Source organism: Aristaeella hokkaidonensis, from assembly GCF_018128945.1.
Lineage (GTDB): Bacteria > Bacillota > Clostridia > Christensenellales > Aristaeellaceae > Aristaeella > Aristaeella hokkaidonensis.
Map to the genome: position 1 here is coordinate 847543 of NZ_CP068393.1, position 21047 is coordinate 868589.

At 51.1% G+C, this 21047-nt stretch carries 25 protein-coding genes, 1 tRNA gene and 1 pseudogene; 20 read left to right on the forward strand and 7 right to left on the reverse strand.

Annotation, left to right across the window (positions count from 1 at the left end; translation table 11 throughout):
* Nucleotides 1-36 precede the first annotated feature (36 nt).
* Nucleotides 37-1233, reverse strand: coding sequence for a peptidoglycan-binding domain-containing protein (locus JYE49_RS03905; RefSeq protein WP_283399298.1), 1197 nt, complete (start codon nt 1231-1233; stop codon nt 37-39).
* Nucleotides 1234-1435: 202 nt separating this feature from the next.
* Between JYE49_RS03905 and JYE49_RS03910 the strand changes: the two genes are divergently transcribed.
* The 5 genes and pseudogenes from JYE49_RS03910 to JYE49_RS03930 all read left to right on the forward strand — a co-directional run bounded on the left by JYE49_RS03910 (nt 1436) and on the right by JYE49_RS03930 (nt 4396).
* Nucleotides 1436-2485, forward strand: coding sequence for a 6-phosphofructokinase (locus JYE49_RS03910; RefSeq protein WP_093956158.1), 1050 nt, complete (start codon nt 1436-1438; stop codon nt 2483-2485).
* Nucleotides 2486-2700: 215 nt separating this feature from the next.
* Nucleotides 2701-3282: a translation initiation factor IF-3 gene (gene infC, locus JYE49_RS03915; protein ID WP_093956159.1), complete on the forward strand. Its 582-nt coding sequence runs from the start codon at nt 2701-2703 to the stop codon at nt 3280-3282.
* 24 nt (nt 3283-3306) lie between these two features.
* Complete coding sequence (gene rpmI / locus JYE49_RS03920; protein WP_084094373.1) at nt 3307-3507, forward strand: 50S ribosomal protein L35; 201 nt, start codon at nt 3307-3309, stop codon at nt 3505-3507.
* Between the two features lie 30 nt (nt 3508-3537).
* Nucleotides 3538-3885 carry a 50S ribosomal protein L20 gene (gene rplT / locus JYE49_RS03925; RefSeq protein WP_093956160.1) on the forward strand — a complete coding sequence of 116 codons (348 nt, stop codon included), beginning with the start codon at nt 3538-3540 and terminating at the stop codon, nt 3883-3885.
* 70 nt (nt 3886-3955) lie between these two features.
* Nucleotides 3956-4396 (forward strand): annotated as a pseudogene (locus tag JYE49_RS03930) (GNAT family N-acetyltransferase).
* Here JYE49_RS03930 and JYE49_RS03935 read toward each other — a convergent pair.
* A complete protein-coding gene (locus tag JYE49_RS03935) occupies nt 4397-5146 on the reverse strand; it encodes a histidine phosphatase family protein (RefSeq protein WP_179217202.1) in 750 nt (249 codons plus the stop codon).
* A gap of 342 nt (nt 5147-5488) precedes the next feature.
* Between JYE49_RS03935 and JYE49_RS03940 the strand changes: the two genes are divergently transcribed.
* The 7 genes from JYE49_RS03940 to JYE49_RS03970 all read left to right on the forward strand — a co-directional run bounded on the left by JYE49_RS03940 (nt 5489) and on the right by JYE49_RS03970 (nt 11753).
* Nucleotides 5489-6157: an AF_1327 family membrane protein gene (locus tag JYE49_RS03940; protein ID WP_093956163.1), complete on the forward strand. Its 669-nt coding sequence runs from the start codon at nt 5489-5491 to the stop codon at nt 6155-6157.
* Nucleotides 6158-6167: 10 nt separating this feature from the next.
* On the forward strand, nt 6168-6791 hold the full coding sequence (locus JYE49_RS03945; protein WP_093956164.1) for an SOS response-associated peptidase: 624 nt from the start codon (nt 6168-6170) through the stop codon (nt 6789-6791).
* A gap of 187 nt (nt 6792-6978) precedes the next feature.
* Nucleotides 6979-7257 carry a GIY-YIG nuclease family protein gene (locus JYE49_RS03950; RefSeq protein ID WP_093956165.1) on the forward strand — a complete coding sequence of 93 codons (279 nt, stop codon included), beginning with the start codon at nt 6979-6981 and terminating at the stop codon, nt 7255-7257.
* Nucleotides 7258-7286: 29 nt separating this feature from the next.
* Complete coding sequence (locus tag JYE49_RS03955) at nt 7287-7790, forward strand: hypothetical protein (RefSeq protein WP_093956166.1); 504 nt, start codon at nt 7287-7289, stop codon at nt 7788-7790.
* 136 nt (nt 7791-7926) lie between these two features.
* Nucleotides 7927-8538 carry an LURP-one-related/scramblase family protein gene (locus JYE49_RS03960; RefSeq protein WP_093956167.1) on the forward strand — a complete coding sequence of 204 codons (612 nt, stop codon included), beginning with the start codon at nt 7927-7929 and terminating at the stop codon, nt 8536-8538.
* Nucleotides 8539-8619: 81 nt separating this feature from the next.
* Complete coding sequence (locus JYE49_RS03965; RefSeq protein ID WP_093956485.1) at nt 8620-9750, forward strand: family 8 glycosyl hydrolase; 1131 nt, start codon at nt 8620-8622, stop codon at nt 9748-9750.
* An 11-nt stretch (nt 9751-9761) separates the two neighbouring features.
* The gene (locus tag JYE49_RS03970) at nt 9762-11753 is read left to right on the forward strand and encodes a right-handed parallel beta-helix repeat-containing protein (RefSeq protein WP_093956168.1); all 1992 of its coding nucleotides are present in this window, start codon (nt 9762-9764) and stop codon (nt 11751-11753) included.
* 201 nt (nt 11754-11954) lie between these two features.
* On the opposite strand, the gene JYE49_RS03975 is transcribed toward JYE49_RS03970, so the two are convergent.
* The 4 genes from JYE49_RS03975 to JYE49_RS03990 all read right to left on the reverse strand — a co-directional run bounded on the left by JYE49_RS03975 (nt 11955) and on the right by JYE49_RS03990 (nt 14270).
* Nucleotides 11955-12031: transfer RNA gene (locus JYE49_RS03975), tRNA-Arg, on the reverse strand.
* A gap of 124 nt (nt 12032-12155) precedes the next feature.
* Nucleotides 12156-12890, reverse strand: a complete 735-nt coding sequence (locus JYE49_RS03980) for an acyl-[acyl-carrier-protein] thioesterase (RefSeq protein WP_093956169.1) — start codon at nt 12888-12890, stop codon at nt 12156-12158.
* A gap of 2 nt (nt 12891-12892) precedes the next feature.
* Nucleotides 12893-13483, reverse strand: coding sequence for a DUF1643 domain-containing protein (locus JYE49_RS03985; RefSeq protein WP_283399300.1), 591 nt, complete (start codon nt 13481-13483; stop codon nt 12893-12895).
* A gap of 40 nt (nt 13484-13523) precedes the next feature.
* Nucleotides 13524-14270 (reverse strand): F420-0--gamma-glutamyl ligase, encoded by a 747-nt coding sequence (locus JYE49_RS03990; RefSeq protein ID WP_283399301.1) that lies wholly within the window; start codon nt 14268-14270, stop codon nt 13524-13526.
* Between the two features lie 182 nt (nt 14271-14452).
* On the opposite strand from JYE49_RS03990, the gene JYE49_RS03995 reads away from it, so the two are divergent.
* Entirely contained in the window at nt 14453-15565 is a 1113-nt protein-coding gene (locus JYE49_RS03995; protein WP_093956171.1) for a bifunctional glycosyltransferase family 2/GtrA family protein, read from the forward strand.
* Nucleotides 15566-15569: 4 nt separating this feature from the next.
* Nucleotides 15570-16316 (forward strand): hypothetical protein, encoded by a 747-nt coding sequence (locus JYE49_RS04000; protein ID WP_093956172.1) that lies wholly within the window; start codon nt 15570-15572, stop codon nt 16314-16316.
* Here JYE49_RS04000 and JYE49_RS04005 read toward each other — a convergent pair.
* Nucleotides 16304-16759: a GNAT family N-acetyltransferase gene (locus JYE49_RS04005; protein ID WP_093956173.1), complete on the reverse strand. Its 456-nt coding sequence runs from the start codon at nt 16757-16759 to the stop codon at nt 16304-16306. The genes JYE49_RS04000 and JYE49_RS04005 overlap by 13 nt on opposite strands.
* Nucleotides 16760-16809: 50 nt before the next feature.
* Between JYE49_RS04005 and JYE49_RS04010 the strand changes: the two genes are divergently transcribed.
* The 6 genes from JYE49_RS04010 to JYE49_RS04035 all read left to right on the forward strand — a co-directional run bounded on the left by JYE49_RS04010 (nt 16810) and on the right by JYE49_RS04035 (nt 20942).
* Entirely contained in the window at nt 16810-17028 is a 219-nt protein-coding gene (locus JYE49_RS04010; protein WP_093956174.1) for a DUF896 domain-containing protein, read from the forward strand.
* A gap of 111 nt (nt 17029-17139) precedes the next feature.
* On the forward strand, nt 17140-17454 hold the full coding sequence (locus tag JYE49_RS04015) for a DUF1292 domain-containing protein (RefSeq protein ID WP_093956175.1): 315 nt from the start codon (nt 17140-17142) through the stop codon (nt 17452-17454).
* A gap of 1 nt (nt 17455) precedes the next feature.
* Nucleotides 17456-18517, forward strand: a complete 1062-nt coding sequence (locus tag JYE49_RS04020) for a phosphodiester glycosidase family protein (RefSeq protein WP_179217203.1) — start codon at nt 17456-17458, stop codon at nt 18515-18517.
* A gap of 81 nt (nt 18518-18598) precedes the next feature.
* Nucleotides 18599-19549, forward strand: a complete 951-nt coding sequence (locus tag JYE49_RS04025; protein ID WP_179217204.1) for a prolipoprotein diacylglyceryl transferase family protein — start codon at nt 18599-18601, stop codon at nt 19547-19549.
* 15 nt (nt 19550-19564) lie between these two features.
* Entirely contained in the window at nt 19565-20308 is a 744-nt protein-coding gene (locus JYE49_RS04030) for a lysophospholipid acyltransferase family protein (protein WP_093956178.1), read from the forward strand.
* A gap of 28 nt (nt 20309-20336) precedes the next feature.
* Entirely contained in the window at nt 20337-20942 is a 606-nt protein-coding gene (locus JYE49_RS04035; protein WP_093956179.1) for a hypothetical protein, read from the forward strand.
* Nucleotides 20943-21047 lie beyond the last annotated feature (105 nt).

Genomic DNA, 21047 nt, shown 5'->3' on the forward strand with positions numbered 1-21047 from the left:
CGGCATCCTGGGATGCCGTATTTTTATGAAAAAATATCAGATTGATATATCCTGTCCGGTAAGGTTTTTCCAGAGCTTTCGAATGGTTTCCTGATTCGCAACGCCGTATTTCGGATCGTTTTTCTGAGCTTCGGACATATCCCGCAGGAAGTGAACGCAAAGGTGTCCGCCGAAATCATTGTTTTTTATCGAACTGGAATCATGCGGCATATCATGTGTTGATCCTATTGTCCATCGTCCATCGGGAAGTTTTACATAAACACCTTTCTGATTCCATGTGTTTTCACCGCCAAAAGCCTGAACCATAGTATGTGTATCCGCTGCGGTCAAGGGTTCGGCATCACAGTGCCTTCCGCGTGACATCACGCGAAGGGTCCAGCTCAGACCGGATGACGGGTCATATATCAGAAGCTGCTGCCCGCTGGAAATAGAGGGCTTGACATCATTGAACCAGTGCAGCAACTGGATGGAAGAAACTGACGGGGATGAAATGCGATCATTAATGTCTGTAACTACAGGTGCCGGAGTTGCTGTCGGAGCGGCTGTGGGAGCAGGAGCGGGGGCGGGCGTAGAAACAGACTGAACCGAAACATCGGCGGAAGAAGGAGCGGTTGCTCCGTTCGTAACAGCTTTTTCAAGAGCAGTCAATGTTTTTTTCCCCGCCAGACCGTCTGCAGTAAGCCTGTTGCTGCTTTGAAAAGCGATAACAGCATTTTGCGTCTGATTGCCAAAGACTCCATCCGCTCTTCCGTTAAGATAACCGGTTGTAATCAGTGACTGCTGAAGCGTTTTGACTCGCGGCCCTTTTTCACCGATCCGTATTGTAGTGTAGTCTCCACCGAACAATGTTCCATTGGAAACAGATGAAGGCGCCGCTGCAGGTGATGATGCCTGTACAGACGATTGATTTGCAGATTTTGCGGTTCCATTTGCCTTGCTTATAGCCAGATTACGGGTTTTTTCCCCGGCAAGGCCATCAACGGATAAATTGTTCTTTTTCTGAAAGGCACGGACAGCATTTTCAGTCTTGTTACCAAAAATACCATCAGCAGTCCCCTTTAAAAAACCGAGATCAATTAACGCCTGCTGGAGTTCACGTACATCGTCTCCACGGCAACCGTTATAAAGTGTACTGGATTCATAAGCATAAGCCGGTGCCAGCATCCGGACACAAAGCCAGATTCCAAGACATAAACCGGACAGAATACACTTCGAAAGATGCTTCATCCTCATTTTTTCACCTCCGGTGAGCCTGCAAACAATTCGCTGTCATATTACCGGTCAGATACATCATAGCAAAGATAACTCAAAATGTAAAGAAAGTGTTACGATATGTTAACGAAACAGAAACAACATTGATTCCTTATAAACTTTTTTCTTTTTTTAAAATGTGTTATATTGAAGAAAAGAATTCCGAAAGGAGAACGTACGAGCTATGAGAAAAATCGGCGTACTGACGAGCGGCGGCGACAGCCCGGGAATGAACGCGGCAGTGATGTCTGTAGCGCGCAGTGCCGCAATGTACGGTATTCCGCTGATTGGCATCAAGCGTGGATATAACGGATTACTTCGGAAAAGCGCCAACCTGAAGGACGATATGCAGGAGCTGACGCTGGAATTGGTATTGGACATCGCTGATGATCCGGGTACCTATCTGCGTACAGCGCGGTGCCTTGAGTTTAAAGAAAAGAAATACCAGGAAAAGGCAGTCAAGACCCTGAAAAGCATGCAGATCGACGGTCTGGTTGTGATCGGCGGAGACGGCAGCTTCAGGGGTGCCCAGGCACTGTGCGACCTGGGTGTTCCATGTATTGGTATCCCCGGAACCATTGATAACGACCTGCCCTATACAGAAATGTCCCTGGGTTACGATACGGCAGTGAATGTCTGCGTGGAAGCTATCCGGAAGATCCGGGCCACTTCCCGAAGCCATGACAGACCCGCGGTGGTAGAGGTCATGGGTCGTCATTGCGGCGATATTGCTCTGACAGCTGCAGTTTCAACCGGCAGCGAGATTGTGGTTGTTCCGGAGGTGCCGTGGACGGTTGAAGGTGTTGCCATGCAGCTGCAACGCCAGCTGGACCGGGGAAACTACCGCGCAACAATTGTAGTGGCGGAAGGGTGCTGGGAATCCATGGCGCCTTTTGATCTGTACAATTTCCTGACTTCCCGCGGAAAGCCCTGCTACCCGGAAGAACCTATGTCCGCTGTGCGCTTTGCCTCTGTGATGAAGAGAATGTGCGGCATGGTGGAAGCACGCGCTAACGTAATCGGCTATGTACAACGCGGCGCTGAACCTACGGCACGTGACAGCGCCTTTGCCTTTGAAGCCGGAAACCTTGCAGTGAGGCTGTTGCGTGACGGTATCAGCAACCAGGTCATCGGCATGCAGAAGGGCAAAGTGTTCTATATGCCCATTGAGAAGGCATTGAAGAAAGAACGGTATTTTAACCGGCCGCTATTTGACCTGGTGAACTCTTTATAAATAGGAAAGTAACCAATAGATACAGAAATACCGAAATATTGCTTGACAGGGATCGTACTGATGTGGTATGATCCCTTCTGTTCGAAAGCAGAGGCTTGCCCGTCTCTCACCTTGTGCGGCTCACGCTGCCGGGTTATGGCATTTTTTCCGACGAGGAACAAGATGATTCATGAGCGACGGGTCAACAGCCCGCCGCTCATTTTTGTAGGAGGTGCATGGACATCGCAACCGAACTGATGATCAATGAGGAAATCCGCGACAGAGAGGTTCGCCTGATCGATGAAAACGGTGAACAGCTCGGCGTCATGAGCACACAGCAGGCGCTGCAGCTTGCGGAAGAACGGGGACTTGATCTGGCCAAGATCCAGCCTTCAGCTGTTCCGCCTGTATGTAAACTGCTGGATTATGACAAGTACCGCTACGAACAGGCAAAGCGGGAGCGGGAGAACCGGAAAAATCAGCGCGTTGTCGATATCAAGGAAGTACAGCTGTCCGCCACCATCGAAGAAAACGATGTGAACACCAAGGCGAAGATGGCGATCCGCTTCCTGGAGAACGGTGATAAGGTTAAGGTATCCATTCGCTTCCGTGGCCGTCAGATCACCCACAGTGAAATCGGCCTGAAGGTCATGCAGGATTTCGCTGAGCGGTGCAAGGATGTCAGCATGGTGGAACGCCGCCCGCTGCTGGATGGCCGCAACATGATCATGATCCTTGCTCCCAAAGCCATCAAGGCTTCTTTTGCCGAAAGAAAGGCAAAGAGGGAGAATGCCGCCTCGAAAGAGACGAAGGAGTAAACCGTTGGAAGGAGGACAAACCCAATGCCCAAACAGAAGTCCCATCGCGGAGCTGCCAAACGCTTTTCCTTTACCAAATCCGGTATCGTAAGGCATAAGCAGATGAACGCCAACCATCAGGTGCGTCTGAAGACCACCAAGCGTACCCGCCACCTGCGGAATGCCGGTGTTGTTGACAACGCTGCTGAAGCCCGGACCATTCACAAGTTACTGCCTTACAAATAAGCCAATTCACCGGCAAGGAGGAAAACAAACATGGCACGCATTAAGAGGGCTCTTAACGCCCATAAGAGTCGCCGCAAGGTTATGAAGCTGGCGAAAGGCTACTGGGGAGCAAAATCCAAACAGTACCGCGCCGCGAAAGAACAGGTTGCCCGCAGCCTGCGTTACGCGTTCATCGGACGTAAACTCCGCAAGCGCGATTTCCGCCGCCTGTGGATCACCCGTATCAACGCTGCTGCCCGCCTGAACGGCATGAGCTATTCCACGTTCATCAACGGCCTGAAGAAGCAGAACATCGAAGTCAATCGCAAGATGCTCGCTGACCTGGCTGTGAACGATGCCGCCGGCTTTGCTAAGCTCGTTGAAATCGCCAAGAAGTGATTCAAAAACATGCATAAAAGCGCCTGAGGAAGTCAGGCGCTTTTCTCGTAAGGAAAAGGAAGATACCACGATGAAACTGAACATACGGAGAATGCGGGAGGAAGACCTGGAGCCGCTTCACCGGCTCCTGTCAGATCCGCTGGTGATGAAATACCTTGAGCCGCCGTTCTCTGAAAAGAAAACAGCAGCTTTTCTGAAAAACTGCGGAATGAAGGAAGAACCGCTGGTGTTCACCGTGGATGACGAGAACGGATTTGCAGGCTATGTGATCTGTCATCCGTATGATCCGGACAGCATGGAAATCGGATAGGTTCTCTGTCCTGAACATTGGGGCAAAGGATATGCATCCGAATTGACAGAGCAACTGATTGAAAAAGCGCGGATCGCGAAAAAGGCTGTAGTGATCGAATGTGATCCCAGACAGTCTGTTTCCCGTCATATTGCAGAGAAATACAGCTTTACCTGCCTGGGAGAAAAGGAAGGCCTGATACTGTTCAGGCTTGATCCCTGATTACAAGGTTCCATTGATCGCAGGATCTGTGGAATCAATCCCTGTATAGCACTCCGGAAATAATCCGGCAGTGCTTCTTTTTTCGCCTGCGGCTTCCAGATGGGTCAGATCTCCCAGCTTTGTGATGCGGAAAGAAACTTCACCTTTTATGCGTTCTTCCGTTACAATTTCAGTAACAGAGGAGGGCAGGGTCAGGGTATGGTGCCACAGCACCATGGGAGAAATATCAGTCAGATAGGCAAGGACAGCCATGGAGATACCAAAGTGACAGAAAAGCGCTATAGTGAAATCTTCATTATTGGTACAGCGCCAGACCGGATCGTCCTTCGTATATCCATAACGTGCGAGAAGCTCATCCACTCCGTCTGTAGTCTGCTTCCATACTTCATGCACGTTTCCACCAGAGAAGGCAGGAGCATTATACCAGGTGCGGATATCTGCCACACCGGGAAAGGCTGTCCAGATACGCGGCTTGACATCCCAGGCAACAATCCGGCGCCTGCCGGTTTCCGGATCAGGGTAGGACCCCATAAATTCATGCAGCCAGGGCAGTATCTCCGCCTTACGGTTCAGTTTATCCAGCGTATAAGCAGCCGTATCCCGGGCCCGGCCCAGGGGGGATACGTAAAAATCACGGATATCATACCGGATCAGCCGATGGCTGAGCAGTTCAGCTTCCACACGTCCCTTGGGTGTAAGGGAATCAATGCTGTAATCAGGTTCCGCATGGCGGATCAGGAGTATGCGCACAACAAAACACAACCTTCCTAAACGGATTCATATCAGTCATTGTATCGGGTATAGGGAACAAGTTCAAGAGAAAGAAGCATACAGAGCCGGAATTCTGATCAATGATAATAATCTGCATATAGTTTTATATACGGGAAAAGGAAATGCCGTTACACAGCACGGAAATGTCCGATCTTTTTTGGCCGTAAACTTGCATAAAAGTATAAGAAGCATATATAATTCAGACAGATCAAAGCATGTTCATTCAGAAACAGCAGTAAAACCTCATCTCGTTCAGGCGGCCGGAACATTCCGGGAAAGCAGGCAGCAGGATATCAGATACAGTGAAGAGGAGGGGAAAACATGTTCAGATTCTGGGGAGACGGATCACAGGAAGCGATGGACCTGGTGAATGCCATTCGCGTCAGAAGCACCGAAAACTTCAACTGGACATTCATTTTTATTCTCGCCGTTGTATTTTATGTATACTGGACAGAAATACAGAAAAAGAATACGGAAGTTGTTTGTGCCGGATTGGCGCTTTACGGTGTTCACTGGCTTTATGAGATCTGCAATGCGGTTATCGGAAAACTGGCAGGCTATCCGCTCTGGTCGGTCAGCAATGAATCCACAACCTTTATTCTCCTGATTGGAGTCTGCTGGGAGTTGTCCATGATGTTTTCCATTGCAGGAATGATTTCATTCAAAATGCTGCCACAGGATCGGACCAGACGCTATTTTGCCAAAAACGGGAAAGGCGGCATATCCTGCAAACTTGCCGGTGCGCTGGAAATGGCTCTGCTATTTGCCCTGTTTGAATCATTCCTCGCCGGCACCAGCAATCATTCCTTTATCTGGGTATACAGATGGTGGGGCGTGATTCCGGTGTTTATTACCACCTATATCCCGTTCTTTATCGCCAGCAACTACGTGCCGGTTCTTGAACCGAGAAAGCGTACAACATTCCTGTGCACCCTGTGGGGGCTGGTTGCACTGCTGCTGGTGATCCTGATACCGGCGGGAATCATATAAAGAGGCAGATATGTGCGGCAGATATGTGATTGCGCCCCCGGATGAGGAAATTCTGAAAATGATCCGGGAGATTAACAGAACGAAACTGGCGGAGATTTTCCGGGAAGCGAACCAGCCGCCGGTAACCGGAGCCGGAGAAATCCTTCCTGCTTCGGTGGTGCCGGTAATTGCCACCAGCCGGACAGGAGAACGCCGTTTTTTTCCGATGAAGTGGGGATTCCGGCAGAACACCGCGGACGGGAAACGCGGAAAGCTGCTGATTAATGCACGGGCCGAAACGGCAGCAGAAAAACCCACATTCCGGGAAGCCTGGCAAAAACACCGCTGCGTAATTCCTGCATCCTGGTACTGCGAATGGGAACATGACGAGCAAAAGAAACCGGGCCGAAAGTATTCCATCCGGCCGATCGAAGAAGGAATCATCTGGCTGGCTGGCCTCTATCATATGGAAGAAGGACTTCCCACGTTTGTGATTCTGACCCGGCCGGCGGACAACAGCCTTACCTGGATGCATGACAGGATGCCGGTTATGTTTTCGGAGGAAAACGCCGGCAGATGGATCCGGCCGGACGTCAGGCCTGAGGAACTGATACAGGATTGCCTGACAAAAACGCAATGGGAGTACGCAGGATAAGAGACAGTCTGTGACCCGAAGGACAGGAACCGGAGTGAGAAAAAACCATGTCGTGGTATTGGATTCTGATTATCCTTTCAGCTGTAATCGGCCCTTTTGAGGCCATGCATGCATTGAATAAAGCCCGGAGGAACCGGGAAGAAGCTGAACGGAAAAGACAGGAAGAGCATGCAGACAGGAGCGGCAAGTGAACTACGTATATATGCTGCGCTGCGCTGATAACAGCCTGTACTGCGGATGGACCACGGATCTGGAATCCAGGATCGTGCAGCATAATGCCGGCAAAGGTGCCAAATACACACGGTCCAGGCTGCCTGTGAAGCTTGTTTATTTCGAGATGTATGAAGACAGGCATGAAGCACTGAGCAGGGAATGGCATCTGAAACATCTGAAAAGGGCGGAAAAGATTAAACTGGCAGAAAGCAGGGAAGGAAAAACAATCTCTGCTGATGAAAATACAAGGTAACGCATTTAAAGGAAGGAAGGCGGTACAGAATGACAGATATTATTTCATACCGTCTTTCTGCGAACGGAATGTGGGGTTATTCCTATTATCAAAATGAAAACTATATCGGAAAAACCACCTGCCAGATCAGCACGTCCTCCACTGTGCGAGTGACCGGGGAAGACGTGGAATGGTACAGTTCCTTCAATATCGATACGGAAATTGTTCCCGGCGTCAGCAGGAGAATCAAGGACAACCTGACGGGTGAAGAGTTATACCGTATAGTTTTCTGGAGGCCGGGACTGTACGAAATAGCGGCACGAACGGATACCGGCGGCTGGTCCATGACGGTGGAGGAGCGGAAGGGTGCATATTTTTTCGGCCGGACCGGAATGCCTGTATCCGCAATCATGGAACGGATTATCGAATCAGACTGGACGCCGCCCACGGGCATGCAGATTGAACCGGCTTTCAGGACCCGCTTTTTTGAACAGGAGGACAGTCCGGGTTTCCTGATGATGGTTCTTTCATTTCCGGCCATGAAGATGATCTGAATTCCCGAAGAAACAGTATATACCGATCAATCGCCGTTTCGATCCTGGAAACGGCGATTTATTTCTCTCCGGTTCTTTATTTTCCGTGCGAAACGTTATATGATACATAATATCATACAGCAGGAGGCAGAATAGAATGGGCGTATTTTCCAAATACCATCGTTTCCGTGAAGCAGGAGAAGAAGCGAATATCAACAATGTGCAGCGGTTTGGCGAACCGGCAGTGTCCTTGTTTACCACAACGAAGGTGTTTACGCTCCATCATCATATTGATATCACAAACAGCAGGGAAGAAGTTGTTTATGAAGCCAATACGAAATTTCCGTCCATCCACGACAAAACCGATATCACAGACGCTGAGGGAAGGTTTGTTGCCCATATTGAGCGCAAGCTCCTGACCCTGCATCAAAGGCATTTTATCACCATGGGGGACGGAACGAAGTTCGAAATCTCCAATGAACTGTTTCACCTTGTGAAGGATATCATGAATATCGAAGGACTCGGATGGCAGATCCGGGGAAACATCGCCGGGCTGAATTTCGAACTGTATGATGAACACGGTGAGATTATTGCTGTGATCGGCCAGAAGATGTTCTCAATCCATGACAAGTACTGTATCGACATATACCGGACAGAGTATCAGGATACAATCGTTGCTGTTCTGGTTACGCTGCAGCATATGATCAAAGACAGGGAGGCCGCCAGTGTGCACAGTTCAGCGGGCGGATCATCCTCCTCCGGAAACTGATCTTCCGGGAAGAAAAAACCTTGACAGCAGACCTTCATCCGATTTATGATGAACAAAAAGTACGTACAACCGGAGGAACGGATGAAGACAAGAGCCTTTGATACAGGCGTATACCCGAATTATCTGGCCGAAGCCGGCATCGGTGACGAGGAAGCCAGGGCAATGGTTCACAAGGCCTTTGAGACGATCTTTTTTGATGAGCAGGAAAATTTCTGCCATCACACGGATGAAGACGCCTGGTGTATGGTGGATACGGGGAACATTGATGCGCGCACGGAAGGCATGAGCTACGGCATGATGATGTGTGTGCAGATGGACCGGAAAGACATTTTTGACAAGTTGTGGACTTTCTCGGAAAGATATATGCTGATGAAAGAAGGTCCCTGCGAGGGATATTTCCGGTGGTCAGTACATATCGACGGATCCTCCAATTCCAACGGACCGGCTCCGGACGGGGAAGAGTACTATGCCATGGCATTGTTTATGGCAGCCGCGCGCTGGGGAGACGGAGAGGGCAGTTTCAATTATTCGGCCCGGGCCCGTGAGATCCTGAGGCACGCGGTACACCAGCATGAAATGGTTCAGGGCGGCCAGCCGATGTGGGAGCCGGAGAATACCTATATTCGGTTTGTTCCCGGAATGAAGATTTCCGATCCGAGTTATCATCTGCCGCATTTCTATGAACTGTTCGCAGTGAAAGCCGATGAGCAGGACCGTCCTTTCTGGAAAAAGGCAGCGGAGCAGAGCCGGAAATATATAGCGCTCTCCGCTGATCCGGTTACCGGGCTGAGCCCCGAGTATGCTGACTATGACGGAAAAACGGTTTTGCTGTTCGGAAAGCCCTGGGTATATTATTCCGATGCGTACCGTGTAGCGGAAAACGTCGCACTGGACCGGATCTGGTTCGGGGAGGATCCAGCGCTGACCCTGATCGAAACGCATCTGCAGGACTTTTTTGCGGAACAGGATATGAGCGACCTGCGGGCCTATGAACTGGACGGAACGGCACAGAGCGAACCGGCGATGCATCCTACGGCTATCCGCGCAGTTCTCGGAGCGGCTTCGGCCGCAAGTGAGTCTGAACACCGGCTCAGATTCCTGAAAGATTTTGCTGAGCTTCCGATGCGCAAGGGTGTCAGGCGCTACTATGACAACTGTCTGTATTTCTTCTGTCTGCTGATGCTGACAGGCAACTATAGAATATATCTTTGAGGAGGAGCCCCATGTTATACTACGTCAATATCAACGCACCCCGAGAAGGAGACGGATCAAAGGAAAGACCGTTCCGGTTTATCAATGAAGCGGCAAAGATCGCGCGGCCCGGTGATGAAGTAGTGGTTGCTCCCGGCGTATACAGGGAATATGTGAACCCGCTGTATGCAGGTAAGGAAGAGGCACGGATTACCTACCGGAGCGAAAAGCCGCTGGCTGCCGTCATTACCGGTGCGGAACTGCTGACCGGTTGGAAGAAAGTGAAGGGAACAACCTGGACTGCCCGGGTCAACAACGGCATTTTCGGCGCCTATAATCCCTACGTGGAAAAGGTGGAGGGCGACTGGTATTTTTCTCCGATTATCCGCCATACCGGCGCTGTATTCATGAATGACCTGATGATGTATGAATGCGGCTCTGTCGAGGAATGTGAGGCAGGGAAGCCTGATCCTCATGCCTGGACGCAGGAGGAAGCAAAATATCTCTGGTATACCGAGCAGGATGGAAACGAAACCGTGCTGTATGCCAATTTCCACGGAAAGGACCCGAACAAGCAGAAGGTGGAAATCAGCGTACGACGGAATTGCTTTATGCCGGATCAGACCGGAATCGGCTATATTACTGTCAGCGGCTTCACGATTACCAAGGCCGCAACAACCTGGGCGCCCCCGGCTGCATACCAGGACGGCATGATCGGCCCGCACTGGTCCAAGGGCTGGATTATTGAAGACTGCGAAGTGAGCAACAGCCGCTGCTGCGGTATTTCGCTGGGTAAATACCTGGACCCCGAAAACGATATGTATTTCTTCCACAAAAAGGTTAAGAGCCCGACCCAGATGGAACGCGACGCGGTATGCCGTGGTCAGTATCACGGCTGGCTGAAGGAAAAGGTGGGAAGCCACATTATCCGCCGCTGCAACGTGCACCACTGCGAGCAGACCGGCATTGTGGGCCGGATGGGCGGCGTGTTCTCCACCATTGAAGACTGCCATATTCATCATATCTGCAACAGCCAGCAGCTGGGCGGCGCCGAAACCGCCGGTATCAAGCTTCATGCGGCCATTGACGTTACCATCCGCAGGAACCATATCCATAACTGTATTATGGGCGTATGGCTGGACTGGGAAGCCCAGGGGGCACGGATCAGCCAGAACCTGATGCATGACAACTGCCGTCCGGAAGGACGTGAACAGGCCAGGGGAGCCATGTTCTCCACGGATATCTTTATCGAAGTTGGTCACGGCCCCACGCTGATCGATAACAACGTGCTGATGAGCCCTGTAAGCATTACCATCCCCTCCGAAGGGATTGCGTGCGTGCACAACCTGGTGCTGGGCGGATTCAGTCTGATCAACAGTGGCGTTGACAGCGTGGTCAACGGACAGCGCGAACCCCGCTACACCCCCTACCACATCCGTCACAGGACAGAGGTTGCGGGCTTTATGACCATTCTGCATGGAGATGACAGGATCTACAACAACCTGTTCATTCAGGCTTATCCGATCACAGACAAGGAGCGGAAGCCTACGGATGCGGAGCATCAGGCAGTTGGTACGGCACCCTTTGATATCTTCCCGACTTATGAGGAATGGTACGCTCCGTTCATGCCCGGTTCCAGACCCGACATGGGTGCACTGGCAAACGTGCATTTCGGGCACCTGCCGGTGTGGGTGGATGGAAATGCCTACTTCAACGGTGCAAGCGTCTGTAAACATGAGAAGCATAAGCTGTCTGACAAGCGCTCAAAGGTAACCATCGCGCTGGAGGAAAAGGACGGGAAATACTGCCTGAAGACCAACGTGTACAGCAAGCTGAAGGATTTTGCTGACGGTATCATCTGCACAGAAACGCTGGGCAAAGCCTTCGAGCCGGAACAGCGGTTTGAAAACCCGGACGGATCGGATATCGTATTCGACAGGGACTACTTCGGAAACCACAGGGGAACGAAGACAATACCTGGTCCTTTCGCAAGCGCTGAGGACGCAGAAAAAATCCTGTACTGAGCCCAGTATGAATCAAGCCCCCGCGGAAGCGGGGGCTTTTTCTGTATTGGTCAGTTCAATCAGATACCGAAAGCTTTTTTTCGGGTATTTGTGCGGCATCAGATCCTTTATACCGGACATTTGTCAGAAATCAAAAAGAAGAGCAAGGGAGAAAGGGAAAACAAAAAGAAAAACCTTGTGACATTTTATGCACAAGGTTTGTGGTATGCCCGGCAGGATTCGAACCTGTGACCTTCAGAGTCGGAGTCTGACACTCTATCCAACTGAGCTACGGGCACTCAACGGGAGGTATTTTATCCTGTTCAGAGGAGATTGTCAAGGTGTAGCGCGATCAGAATTCTGTATGCGCGAAAGAAAAGACGCTTCCCGCAGAAGCATATTTCCGCGGGAAGCTTTTTTATATCACACGCGGCGGCGCAGTGTGCCGCCGATTTCGAAGGCGGTCGTATCTCCGACTTTCCCGGACAGGCGGTATTCATTACCTTTCAGGATCCGGTGAAGCGTGACCACATGTCCCGGAAGCACTTCGTGATTGTAATTGAGGATGATGTGTTCCGGCTCATATTCGGTCATCAGGTCAATGCCAAGGGTGTTGCAGAGCCAGTCTGCGTAACGGGTATTGTTGACATGGCCGTTGACATCCAGATCCGTGTAGACAGGACGGTATTCGCTGACAAATTCGTCGCCCTGCAGATTGCCGACAGTGGCAGGAAGATTCATGGGAATGGACAGATCCTTGTTCTCTGGGATCAGTTTGCCCACATCTCCGGGCGGAAGCATACGGCGGGTTGTGGTGTCCAGCAACAGCCAGAGGGTACCGGCCTTGCCGATCATCTCTCCGCGGGCATCAGTAAAGACGTAGTATCTGGGAAAAAAACAGATGCGGGTCGGCGTCGGGAAGGTATGAACGGTAATCTGTTCCCCGACGGAAGGATAGCGATCCATGTGGACTTCACAACGGGCAATGACCCAGACCATGTTCTTTTTGATCAGCTCATCACGTCCACATCCGAGTAAAATGCTGTGCGCGCCGGCGGCATCCTGCATTGTTTCCAGAACAGCGCTAGGACGCCATTTTTCATTCAGGTCACAGTCACGGGGACGCAGGGTAAAAGTTTCATCATATGTGTTTACCATGATTACCTCCGGAATTTCTCCTCGAGGGAGTGAAGATAGTCAGTCAGATCTGTAAACGGATCCAGAGAGGAATCTTTTTTCAGGTACAAAGGATGATGGGGGTGACCGGCTTTGCTGCGGGTGCCGGCTGTAAACCAGCGGGCGCCGAAATGCTGTCCGATGGAAGCCATATCCAGTACACAACCGGGAAGATAGGAACGTTTTTCAATGATTGCACCCCAGGCAGCCCAGAGGTCGGGGACAGACGGAAACTGGGCGAGAAGCCATGAGAAGGCCTTCATATTTTCCGCATGCAGGACAGGGTTCATTTCCCGTTCCATGTCGTCAGGATCGGTAGCCCGCTGTGCGTAAACATTGAACATGACAAAGGAGTCGTATCCGTTATGCAAGGCGATGCGTTCGGCTGACTTCAGGGTGTTGTCCAGGCGGTCCGGGATGGCTGTGGATGGATTGATTCCGATACAGACCAGCGGATGCTTCCCGCGGGTGCCGAGCAGATAACGGTATTCACTGTAATGATCCGGGACATATAACCAACGGCCGCGGTCAAAATCCGCGGCAGTGGGAATGAGCGCTTCCTCAAAGGAAAGCACTCCGGCCTGAGCTGTATCAGAAGAGGGAACGTGCCGCATATCAGGAGAGGGGACGGATCAGGATCAGGGGTGTGAGTTCGTCACCCTGGCCGGAAGGATTGTCTGCCATAGCATCCTGAATCTCTTCATCGGTGAGCGGGAAGTCACTGCATTTGCCAAGCTGATTCTGGTCGATGTCGTTGGCGTCCATCAGGACAACAGGAATACCGGTATCCTTTTCCAGCTGGTTGCACAGTTCCACCGGATTGGGCGGATTAATCAGTGCCAGTTCTTTATACCGGTCAAAACTGGAGCGGAAATAGAATCCATCGATGCCGGCGACACCTTTGCCGCAGATTTTATAGAACAGGCCGTGTACACCGAAGGGACGGGTAACAGCACTGACGAATGCGGCAAAAAGAACACGGGGCAGCCCGCAGATATCAATGACAAGCTGAAGCTTATAAGGCTCATGCATACCGACGCCCGTTTCATTGATACCGGCAAAGGGCGCCAGCTTTTTAGCCCAGAAGCCGGGATGGACTTCCTCCTTGGTTTTCACATTACGGGTACACATGGCCATAACCTTGGCCCCGAAGGAAAGCACATCGCCGTCCTGGGCGAGGGGCAGAACATATCTGCGCACCAGCTCAGCCTGATCTTCGCCGACTTCAACAAAATGGGTCTGGATGGCGAAGCGGTCATACTGACGGCTGTTTTTCCCGGTCAGGGTTCCGCGGTCAAAATAGACGATCCCGTCTTTTTCCCTGCGCTGATCTTCAAGATTTCTGGATGGAATGATGCCCATGAAACGACACCTCCGAACACTTATTCATACAAGAAGATATTATAGTTACATACCAATTGTATGTCAATGCGGGGATATACGGTATATATTGTGTTTTCGTGTGGATTAGGGTATAATAATTCAGATTTGGTAATGTGGGAAGGGATGCCTGAAGGAAAGCATTTCCTCATAAGCCGGATCCAATGACAGAGAGGATGAAAATGCAGATGGTCAAGCACGCGGCGGAACAGGCAGTGATCCTGATCCCCTCACTGGAGCCGGACAGCAGACTGCCGGCCTATATACAGGAATTGAAAAAGAACGGATTTGCCCATATTGTTGTAGTGGATGACGGATCCGGCGAGGCATTCAGGCCTGTGTTTGATGAAGTGAGCGCGGTGGAGGATACGGTTGTTCTGCGCCACGAGGTGAACAAAGGAAAGGGCGTTGCCCTGAAAACCGGATACAGGTATATCATGGAAAACCTGACGGATATAACGGGCGTCATTACTGCGGATGCGGACGGACAGCACACAGTGACTGACTGCCTGCGGCTGGCAGCGGAACTGGAAAAAGGTGAAAAGGCTCTTTACCTGGGCAGCCGCGATTTCAACCTGGAATGCATTCCGCCAAAGAGCAGATCCGGAAACAAAATTACTTCCGCTGTGTTCAAGCTGCTGTACGGTCAGTATCTGCCCGATACCCAGACCGGCCTGAGGGCTTTCCGGAAGGAAGAACTGGCTTTCATGACCGAGGTCGAAGGTGAACGGTACGAATATGAAATGAAAGTACTGATCGCCTGTTCACGGGCGCGGATCCCGATGATTCCGGTTGCCATTGAGACAATCTACGAGAACAACAACGAAGGTACCCATTTTCATCCGATTCGTGACAGCTGGCGGATCTACAAAGTTATTTTCGGCAGCTTCTTCAAGTTCATGAGCGTGTCCCTGATCTGCTTTGCGATTGACCAGATCCTTGCGCTGATTCTGCGGAAATGGATGCTGCCTGCAGCCGGCCTGGTACGCGGCAGCATGATGAACGTTCAGGTCAGCGGCTATGGAGCACGCCTTGTCAGCTCTGTGATCAATTTCCTGCTGAACAAGAACCTGGTTTTCCAGATGAAAGGAAAAGCCGGAAGGCCGGCTCTCCGTTACGCGCTGCTGTGCATTGCGATCATCACCATCTCCAATGTGGGCGTATGGACGCTTGGACAAATCGGTATGGCGGACTGGCTTGCCAAAATCCTGATGGACACGTTGCTGTATTTCCTGAGCTACCGGGTACAGGACAGATGGGTGTTCAGGGAGGAGTGAACTCATGAGTGAAAGACTATTTGAGGTTTTCGGTATCACCTTTACCGTTACCGCCGTTTACGGAATCCTGTCGGTCATCGTACTGCTCCTGTTCATGACCTGGTGGCTGATGAACCGGAAAAAGAGAACCGGCAAACCCATATTTGCCGGCCAGGTGATGAACGGAATAGGCTTTGGACTTCTGCCGGCCCTTGCCTTCCTGAAAACCTTTCAGGATATTTCCTATGGAAAAGGAGCAGCGGTGATTGAACCGCTGCCCCAGGTAAGATGGCTGTGTGAAGAAGGATGTTACAGGCCGATGCGGATTGAAGCCGTCGCGGCACTGATTCTGTTTCTGCTGCTATGCGTATGGCTGATTCTGCGCAGGGAAGAGTTTCCGGATAACGGAGACATACTGATGACCGCGGTATGCCTCTGGTCGGTGATCAGGCTTGGTACGGAAGATTTCCGCCTGGAGCCGCATATCCTGTTTCACTACACTTCTTCAGCAACTGTACTGCTGTGCCTTGTTATCTGGACGATCAGAAGGGCAAAAATCTGCCGTATGCCGCTGAGAACCGCCGCAGAAATGACGGCAGTTACAGCCTGCCTTGTGCTGAATATCCTGACAACGAAGGGAATTCTGTCAGCAGGAAGCGATATCGCAGATTTTGCGGTGAAGATGGGAAGCGCATTGCTGGCGATGATCCTGACGCTGATTGCCGGCAGCGATGTGCGTAAAATGAAACCGAAAGAGGATCAGCCGGGCTGACGGTTCGGACAGTTCTTTTTCGGACAGCGGCTGCAGGTATCCAGATCAATCTGCTCGCCTGGAATCATCATTTCAACGGGATCGGATTCGGGGGAAGCATCTTCCCGCAGCCCCAGACGGGAAAAGAATCCTGTCAGGTCACGGGGACAGCGGAGACGGACTTCCCGCGCAGAATGACTCTGGGCTTTGTACAGAAGAAGGCGCAGCACCAGGTCTCCGAGATGCCTGCCGCGGCGGGATTCCACTACGGCAATATCGCCCAGCCAGAAGCTGCCGTCTTTCCACCAGATGCGGCCGGTGGCAGCCGGGATGGAGTCCTCAAAAACAAGCACATTCCAGCTTTCCGGATCAAGGGAATCTGTTCCAAACCCCAGCACAGCCTCGCGGACGGATAAAACAGAGGAAAGATCGTCACCCGGGGAAAACCATTTACCCTGAATCATAAAACGTCTCCTTAATGCATCATAATCACGAAACGTCAAGAGGAAAGAATATGGAGAAGAAAAAGATTGAACGAATCAATGAACTGGCCAGAAAGAAAAAGGCCGTCGGACTGACCGAGGCGGAAACGGCGGAACAGGCAGAACTCCGGCGTGAATACCTGGCAGAATACCGGGAAAACATGAAAGCCATGCTGGATAACCTGGTGATCCAGGAACAGGACGGAACCCGGCATGCCCTGAAGCAGAAGGATAACCCGCCTGTCCAATGATAAGGCCGAGACTGGGGAAAGTCAACTTGTCAAAGAAAAAGGGTTCGGGTATAATGTAAAATTGTTTAGACATATTCTAAACTGAGACTGAAGAAAGGCAGGAATTACAAAATGAGTGACAACGAAATGAACAACATGGAAGAGGACGTCATCGTCTTTGAAGATGAAGACGGTAACGAATACAATTATACCGTAGTTGACTATATGTTCTACAACGGAGAGGAATATGCCCTGCTGGTGGAAGCGTCCGATGAAGAACCTGAAGACGGACAGCAGGAATGCATTATCTGCAAAATTGTTGCAGAGCAGGATGAGGACGGCGAGGAAACAGAAAGCTTCGAACTGATTGAGGACGAAACCCTCGGCCAGAAACTGGTTGAGATTTTCAACACAAAAATGGCGGAAGATGGGGAAGAGGAAGAATAAGATGAAAATGCCCTTACGGATACTGCTGATTCTGCTGTGCGCAGCGATGATCCTGATCATTCCTTTTACAGTGTCTTCCCCGAATCTGCTCAATGATGTCAAAATGGAACTGATGAACGACGGGGAAGACGAAATTGATTTCGGCAAACTGTTTTTCCCCGGCGCCATGGCGGAAGATCTGCCGGAAGAGGAAGTTGAGGAAGAGGAACTGGACGGGGAAAAACCGGCTGAAGGCGCTTTTGAAGCGCATCCGGAATGGGTGATCCCGTTTGATTTTACTGTTCCTCCGGCCCCGGACGCTGCCCTGTATACCGAAGACAGCTATGAGGATGAGACGATCCGCGTAAAGATGGAAAAACAGGAAATGGACGACGGCACCAAAATGTATGTTGCCTATATTCAGATTGCGGATCCTTGCCAGCTGCGCACAGGGGTGGCCAATCCTGAAAAGACATCCTCCACACGGACGAAGACAGTGAAAGCGATGGCAAAGTATTACAATGCCGTGATCGCGATCAACGGGGACAACTATGTGGATAATCCCCAGAAAACCACGTTTGAATTCCGTATGACCAAAGCAATCCGCAGCAAGACCAACAAGACCAAGGACATTCTGGTGATTGACGACCTGGGTAATTTCCGTTTATTTATAAAGTCCCAGGGAATCAAGGAATTGCCTGATCAACTGAAGAAGGAAGGCCGGTCTATTATCAATGCTTTCACCTTCGGCCCGGCCCTGGTAAAAGACGGCGTCCTGCTGGAACTGGATGAGAACTACGGATATAATCCCAACGGGCGTGAACCCAGGACTGCTATCGGACAGATGGGTCCGCTGAGCTATGTGATGGTCATTATCCAGCCCAAGGACCGATCCGGTAATACCGGATTCTCCCAGAGAAAGCTGGCCGAATTCATGTACAACCTGGGCTGCGTACAGGCGTTCAACCTGGACGGCGGAAACAGCGCTGAAATGGTATTCGGCGACCAGGTGATCAAAGGACAGCCCGGTGCTGACGACCGTACTCTGAGCGATATTGTCTATTTCGCGACAATGCAACCATAAAAGAAAGAAAATTCAGCATACTTTCCGGTCTGCAAGCCGGAAAGTATGTTTCCGTATTCAGAACAGAGAGGTTTTGACGGAATGAATCTGATTGAAGAAGCCGTAATCATTGAAGTGCTGGGCATACGGATGTATGCTTTCGGAGCCTATGTTGCCCTGGGCGTACTGTTTGCCGTTATCTGCCTGTGCGTTACCGGGCGCAGTCTGTCATTCAAAAAGGGAACATCCCTGCTGACAGCCGTTCTCTCCGTTCTCTGCGGGGTGATCTGCTCCCGAGTATCCTTTTGTCTGCTGAACAAGGAACTGGGTCACATGACACCCTTGTCCTTCTGGCCGCAGGTAAACGGCGGGGGCTGGAGCATGTTCGGACTGATCGGCGGTGCGCTGGTGGGAGGAAATATCAGCGCAAGGATCACGAAAGAGAATGCCGGCAAAGTATTGAATGCGGTCTGTCTTTCGATACTGCCGTTTATTGCTGCTGAGCGGATCGGGGAAAGCCGCATTGAGGATTTTGATATCAGCCGGCCGTTGGACAGCACCTTCCTGAAAGGCAGTTTCCTGGCCGTGGGTGGAGATGAACCCTGTCTGGCCACGTACTATGTGGCAGCCGCTGTAGCGATCGTCCTGTTCATTGTGCTGGCGCTTCGGATGTCCCGTAAAGAAAAGGCGGGGAACCTTGCAAACGCTTTCCTGCTTCTTTTCGGAGCGGCTTCCATCATCACAGAAAGCCTGCGGTATGACCGGTTCCTGAGCGTATCATTTGTAGGACTGCAGCAGATTGCGGCCGCACTGATGCTTGCGCTGGGAGTTGTGCTGGCTGTGATCAGGGGAAAAAGACCGAAGTCTGCTCTTTCTGTTGCCTCACTGGTCAGCCTTCCGCTGATTACTGGCGCCGTGATCGGTCTGGAATTCGCCCTGGACCGGACTACCTGGAACAAACTGCTGATCTACGCGGCAATGATTATTGTAGTTGCCATTCCTGCTGTACTTGGTATGATCCTCCTGAAAACAAACGGAGAAAAAAATAACTGAGTGAGAGAGTAAAATATGGACGGCACGGATATCCTGATTCAGAAAAAGGCAGGGATGAAAGAAAAGCTGGTTACGAAAATCGTCATCGGTATTCTCAGGCCTTTCAACAGACATAAAATGGTCAATCTGAATCATATCAGGCAGGACAGTGAAAACCCGCTGGTTTTTCTCGGCAACCATGCCGAGATATACGGACCGATTGCAAGTGCATTGTGTTTTCCGGTGCCTGTCAGATTCTGGGTTATTTCCCACATGATGGGAAGATCCCAGGATGTCAGGGCCTATCTGTATGAGAACACCTTCAGCAAGAAAACCTTCCTGCCCGTATTCGTTCGCAGGCTTCTGGCCAGGCTCATGGGCTGGCTCAGTGTGAATGTCATGTGCGGGCTGAATGCCATTCCGGTATACCGGGATTCTCCGATGAAGCTGAGAATGACGCTCCGGAAAAGTGTCGAGGCACTGGAAAACGGAGATAACCTGATGATCTTTCCGGAACATCCTGACGGAAAGTATGTGAAGGGCAGCGTCAGTGAATTGTCTCCCGGATTCCTGATGCTTGCGGAGGCCTGGTGGAAACGATCCGGAAAAAAACTGCGCATTATGCCGGTTTTTGCCAACAGGGAAAAACGCACGTTTACCTTCGGAGACGAAATTGTCTACGAACCTGAAAACGGATACGCCGCAGAACAGGAGCGAATCCTGCGGGAAGCCAGGAATCAGCTGCTGCAGCTGGCGGGAGAAAACGTGGCTGAAGCATAAACAGAAGTTGTTGAAAGGAGAGCATCCGATGAGAAGAACAGCTGCAGTCGTTCTGACGGTTCTGTTGATCATTGCGCTGACCGGAATAACCGGCGCTGAGACGGTTTCCGATATCCGAGACTGGTTCAGTATGCCGACCGCTACGCCGGCGCCTGATGCTTTCCGGTTCAGGGACGGAATCCGCTGGGGTATGAATCAGCAGCAGGTAAAGGCGCTCGAAGCCGAACAGATGACGGAACGCAGCATGCAGAACTGGTCCATCATGCTGACAGACGGCAAAGTGACAGTCAGCCGGTTTACGGCAGATCTGGTCTTTATGTTCAGGGACAACCGGCTTCTGATGATTTCATACGAGTTTGCACGGCAGAAGGACGCTGATGATTTCAGTTATTTATCCGGTGCGCTCTGTTCCCTGTATGGTGAAAAGACACCGGCTGAACCGCTGAAAATCAAAGCGCTGATGGATGCAATCAACCCAAACCGGTATAAAACTGAACTGATTACAGATGCCGAAGGATGGATGACGGCAGACGGTACAACCATCTACCTCTACAACTACTCTCCGGAGGCCTTTGCCATCATGTATGTATCCCCGGAACTGGGGAGCCGGATTTATCAGACAAACGGGCTGTGATTATTCACAGTCCGTTCACATTTCCACACAAAGAATTCACTGAAAACAGGCCTTGAAAGTATTGACAAAGAAAAGGCTTGGTGATACATTATGCCTGTGGTTAGC

Coding starts and splice junctions, on each gene's coding strand:
- JYE49_RS03905 (WP_283399298.1), bottom strand. CDS start 1,233: ATGAGGATGAAGCATCTTTCGAAGTGTATTCTGTCCGGTTTATGTCTT.
- JYE49_RS03910 (WP_093956158.1), top strand. CDS start 1,436: ATGAGAAAAATCGGCGTACTGACGAGCGGCGGCGACAGCCCGGGAATG.
- infC (WP_093956159.1), top strand. CDS start 2,701: ATGGACATCGCAACCGAACTGATGATCAATGAGGAAATCCGCGACAGA.
- rpmI (WP_084094373.1), top strand. CDS start 3,307: ATGCCCAAACAGAAGTCCCATCGCGGAGCTGCCAAACGCTTTTCCTTT.
- rplT (WP_093956160.1), top strand. CDS start 3,538: ATGGCACGCATTAAGAGGGCTCTTAACGCCCATAAGAGTCGCCGCAAG.
- JYE49_RS03940 (WP_093956163.1), top strand. CDS start 5,489: ATGTTCAGATTCTGGGGAGACGGATCACAGGAAGCGATGGACCTGGTG.
- JYE49_RS03945 (WP_093956164.1), top strand. CDS start 6,168: ATGTGCGGCAGATATGTGATTGCGCCCCCGGATGAGGAAATTCTGAAA.
- JYE49_RS03955 (WP_093956166.1), top strand. CDS start 7,287: ATGACAGATATTATTTCATACCGTCTTTCTGCGAACGGAATGTGGGGT.
- JYE49_RS03960 (WP_093956167.1), top strand. CDS start 7,927: ATGGGCGTATTTTCCAAATACCATCGTTTCCGTGAAGCAGGAGAAGAA.
- JYE49_RS03965 (WP_093956485.1), top strand. CDS start 8,620: ATGAAGACAAGAGCCTTTGATACAGGCGTATACCCGAATTATCTGGCC.
- JYE49_RS03970 (WP_093956168.1), top strand. CDS start 9,762: ATGTTATACTACGTCAATATCAACGCACCCCGAGAAGGAGACGGATCA.
- JYE49_RS03980 (WP_093956169.1), bottom strand. CDS start 12,890: ATGGTAAACACATATGATGAAACTTTTACCCTGCGTCCCCGTGACTGT.
- JYE49_RS03990 (WP_283399301.1), bottom strand. CDS start 14,270: ATGGGCATCATTCCATCCAGAAATCTTGAAGATCAGCGCAGGGAAAAA.
- JYE49_RS03995 (WP_093956171.1), top strand. CDS start 14,453: ATGACAGAGAGGATGAAAATGCAGATGGTCAAGCACGCGGCGGAACAG.
- JYE49_RS04000 (WP_093956172.1), top strand. CDS start 15,570: ATGAGTGAAAGACTATTTGAGGTTTTCGGTATCACCTTTACCGTTACC.
- JYE49_RS04005 (WP_093956173.1), bottom strand. CDS start 16,759: ATGATTCAGGGTAAATGGTTTTCCCCGGGTGACGATCTTTCCTCTGTT.
- JYE49_RS04010 (WP_093956174.1), top strand. CDS start 16,810: ATGGAGAAGAAAAAGATTGAACGAATCAATGAACTGGCCAGAAAGAAA.
- JYE49_RS04015 (WP_093956175.1), top strand. CDS start 17,140: ATGAGTGACAACGAAATGAACAACATGGAAGAGGACGTCATCGTCTTT.
- JYE49_RS04020 (WP_179217203.1), top strand. CDS start 17,456: ATGAAAATGCCCTTACGGATACTGCTGATTCTGCTGTGCGCAGCGATG.
- JYE49_RS04025 (WP_179217204.1), top strand. CDS start 18,599: ATGAATCTGATTGAAGAAGCCGTAATCATTGAAGTGCTGGGCATACGG.
- JYE49_RS04030 (WP_093956178.1), top strand. CDS start 19,565: ATGGACGGCACGGATATCCTGATTCAGAAAAAGGCAGGGATGAAAGAA.
- JYE49_RS04035 (WP_093956179.1), top strand. CDS start 20,337: ATGAGAAGAACAGCTGCAGTCGTTCTGACGGTTCTGTTGATCATTGCG.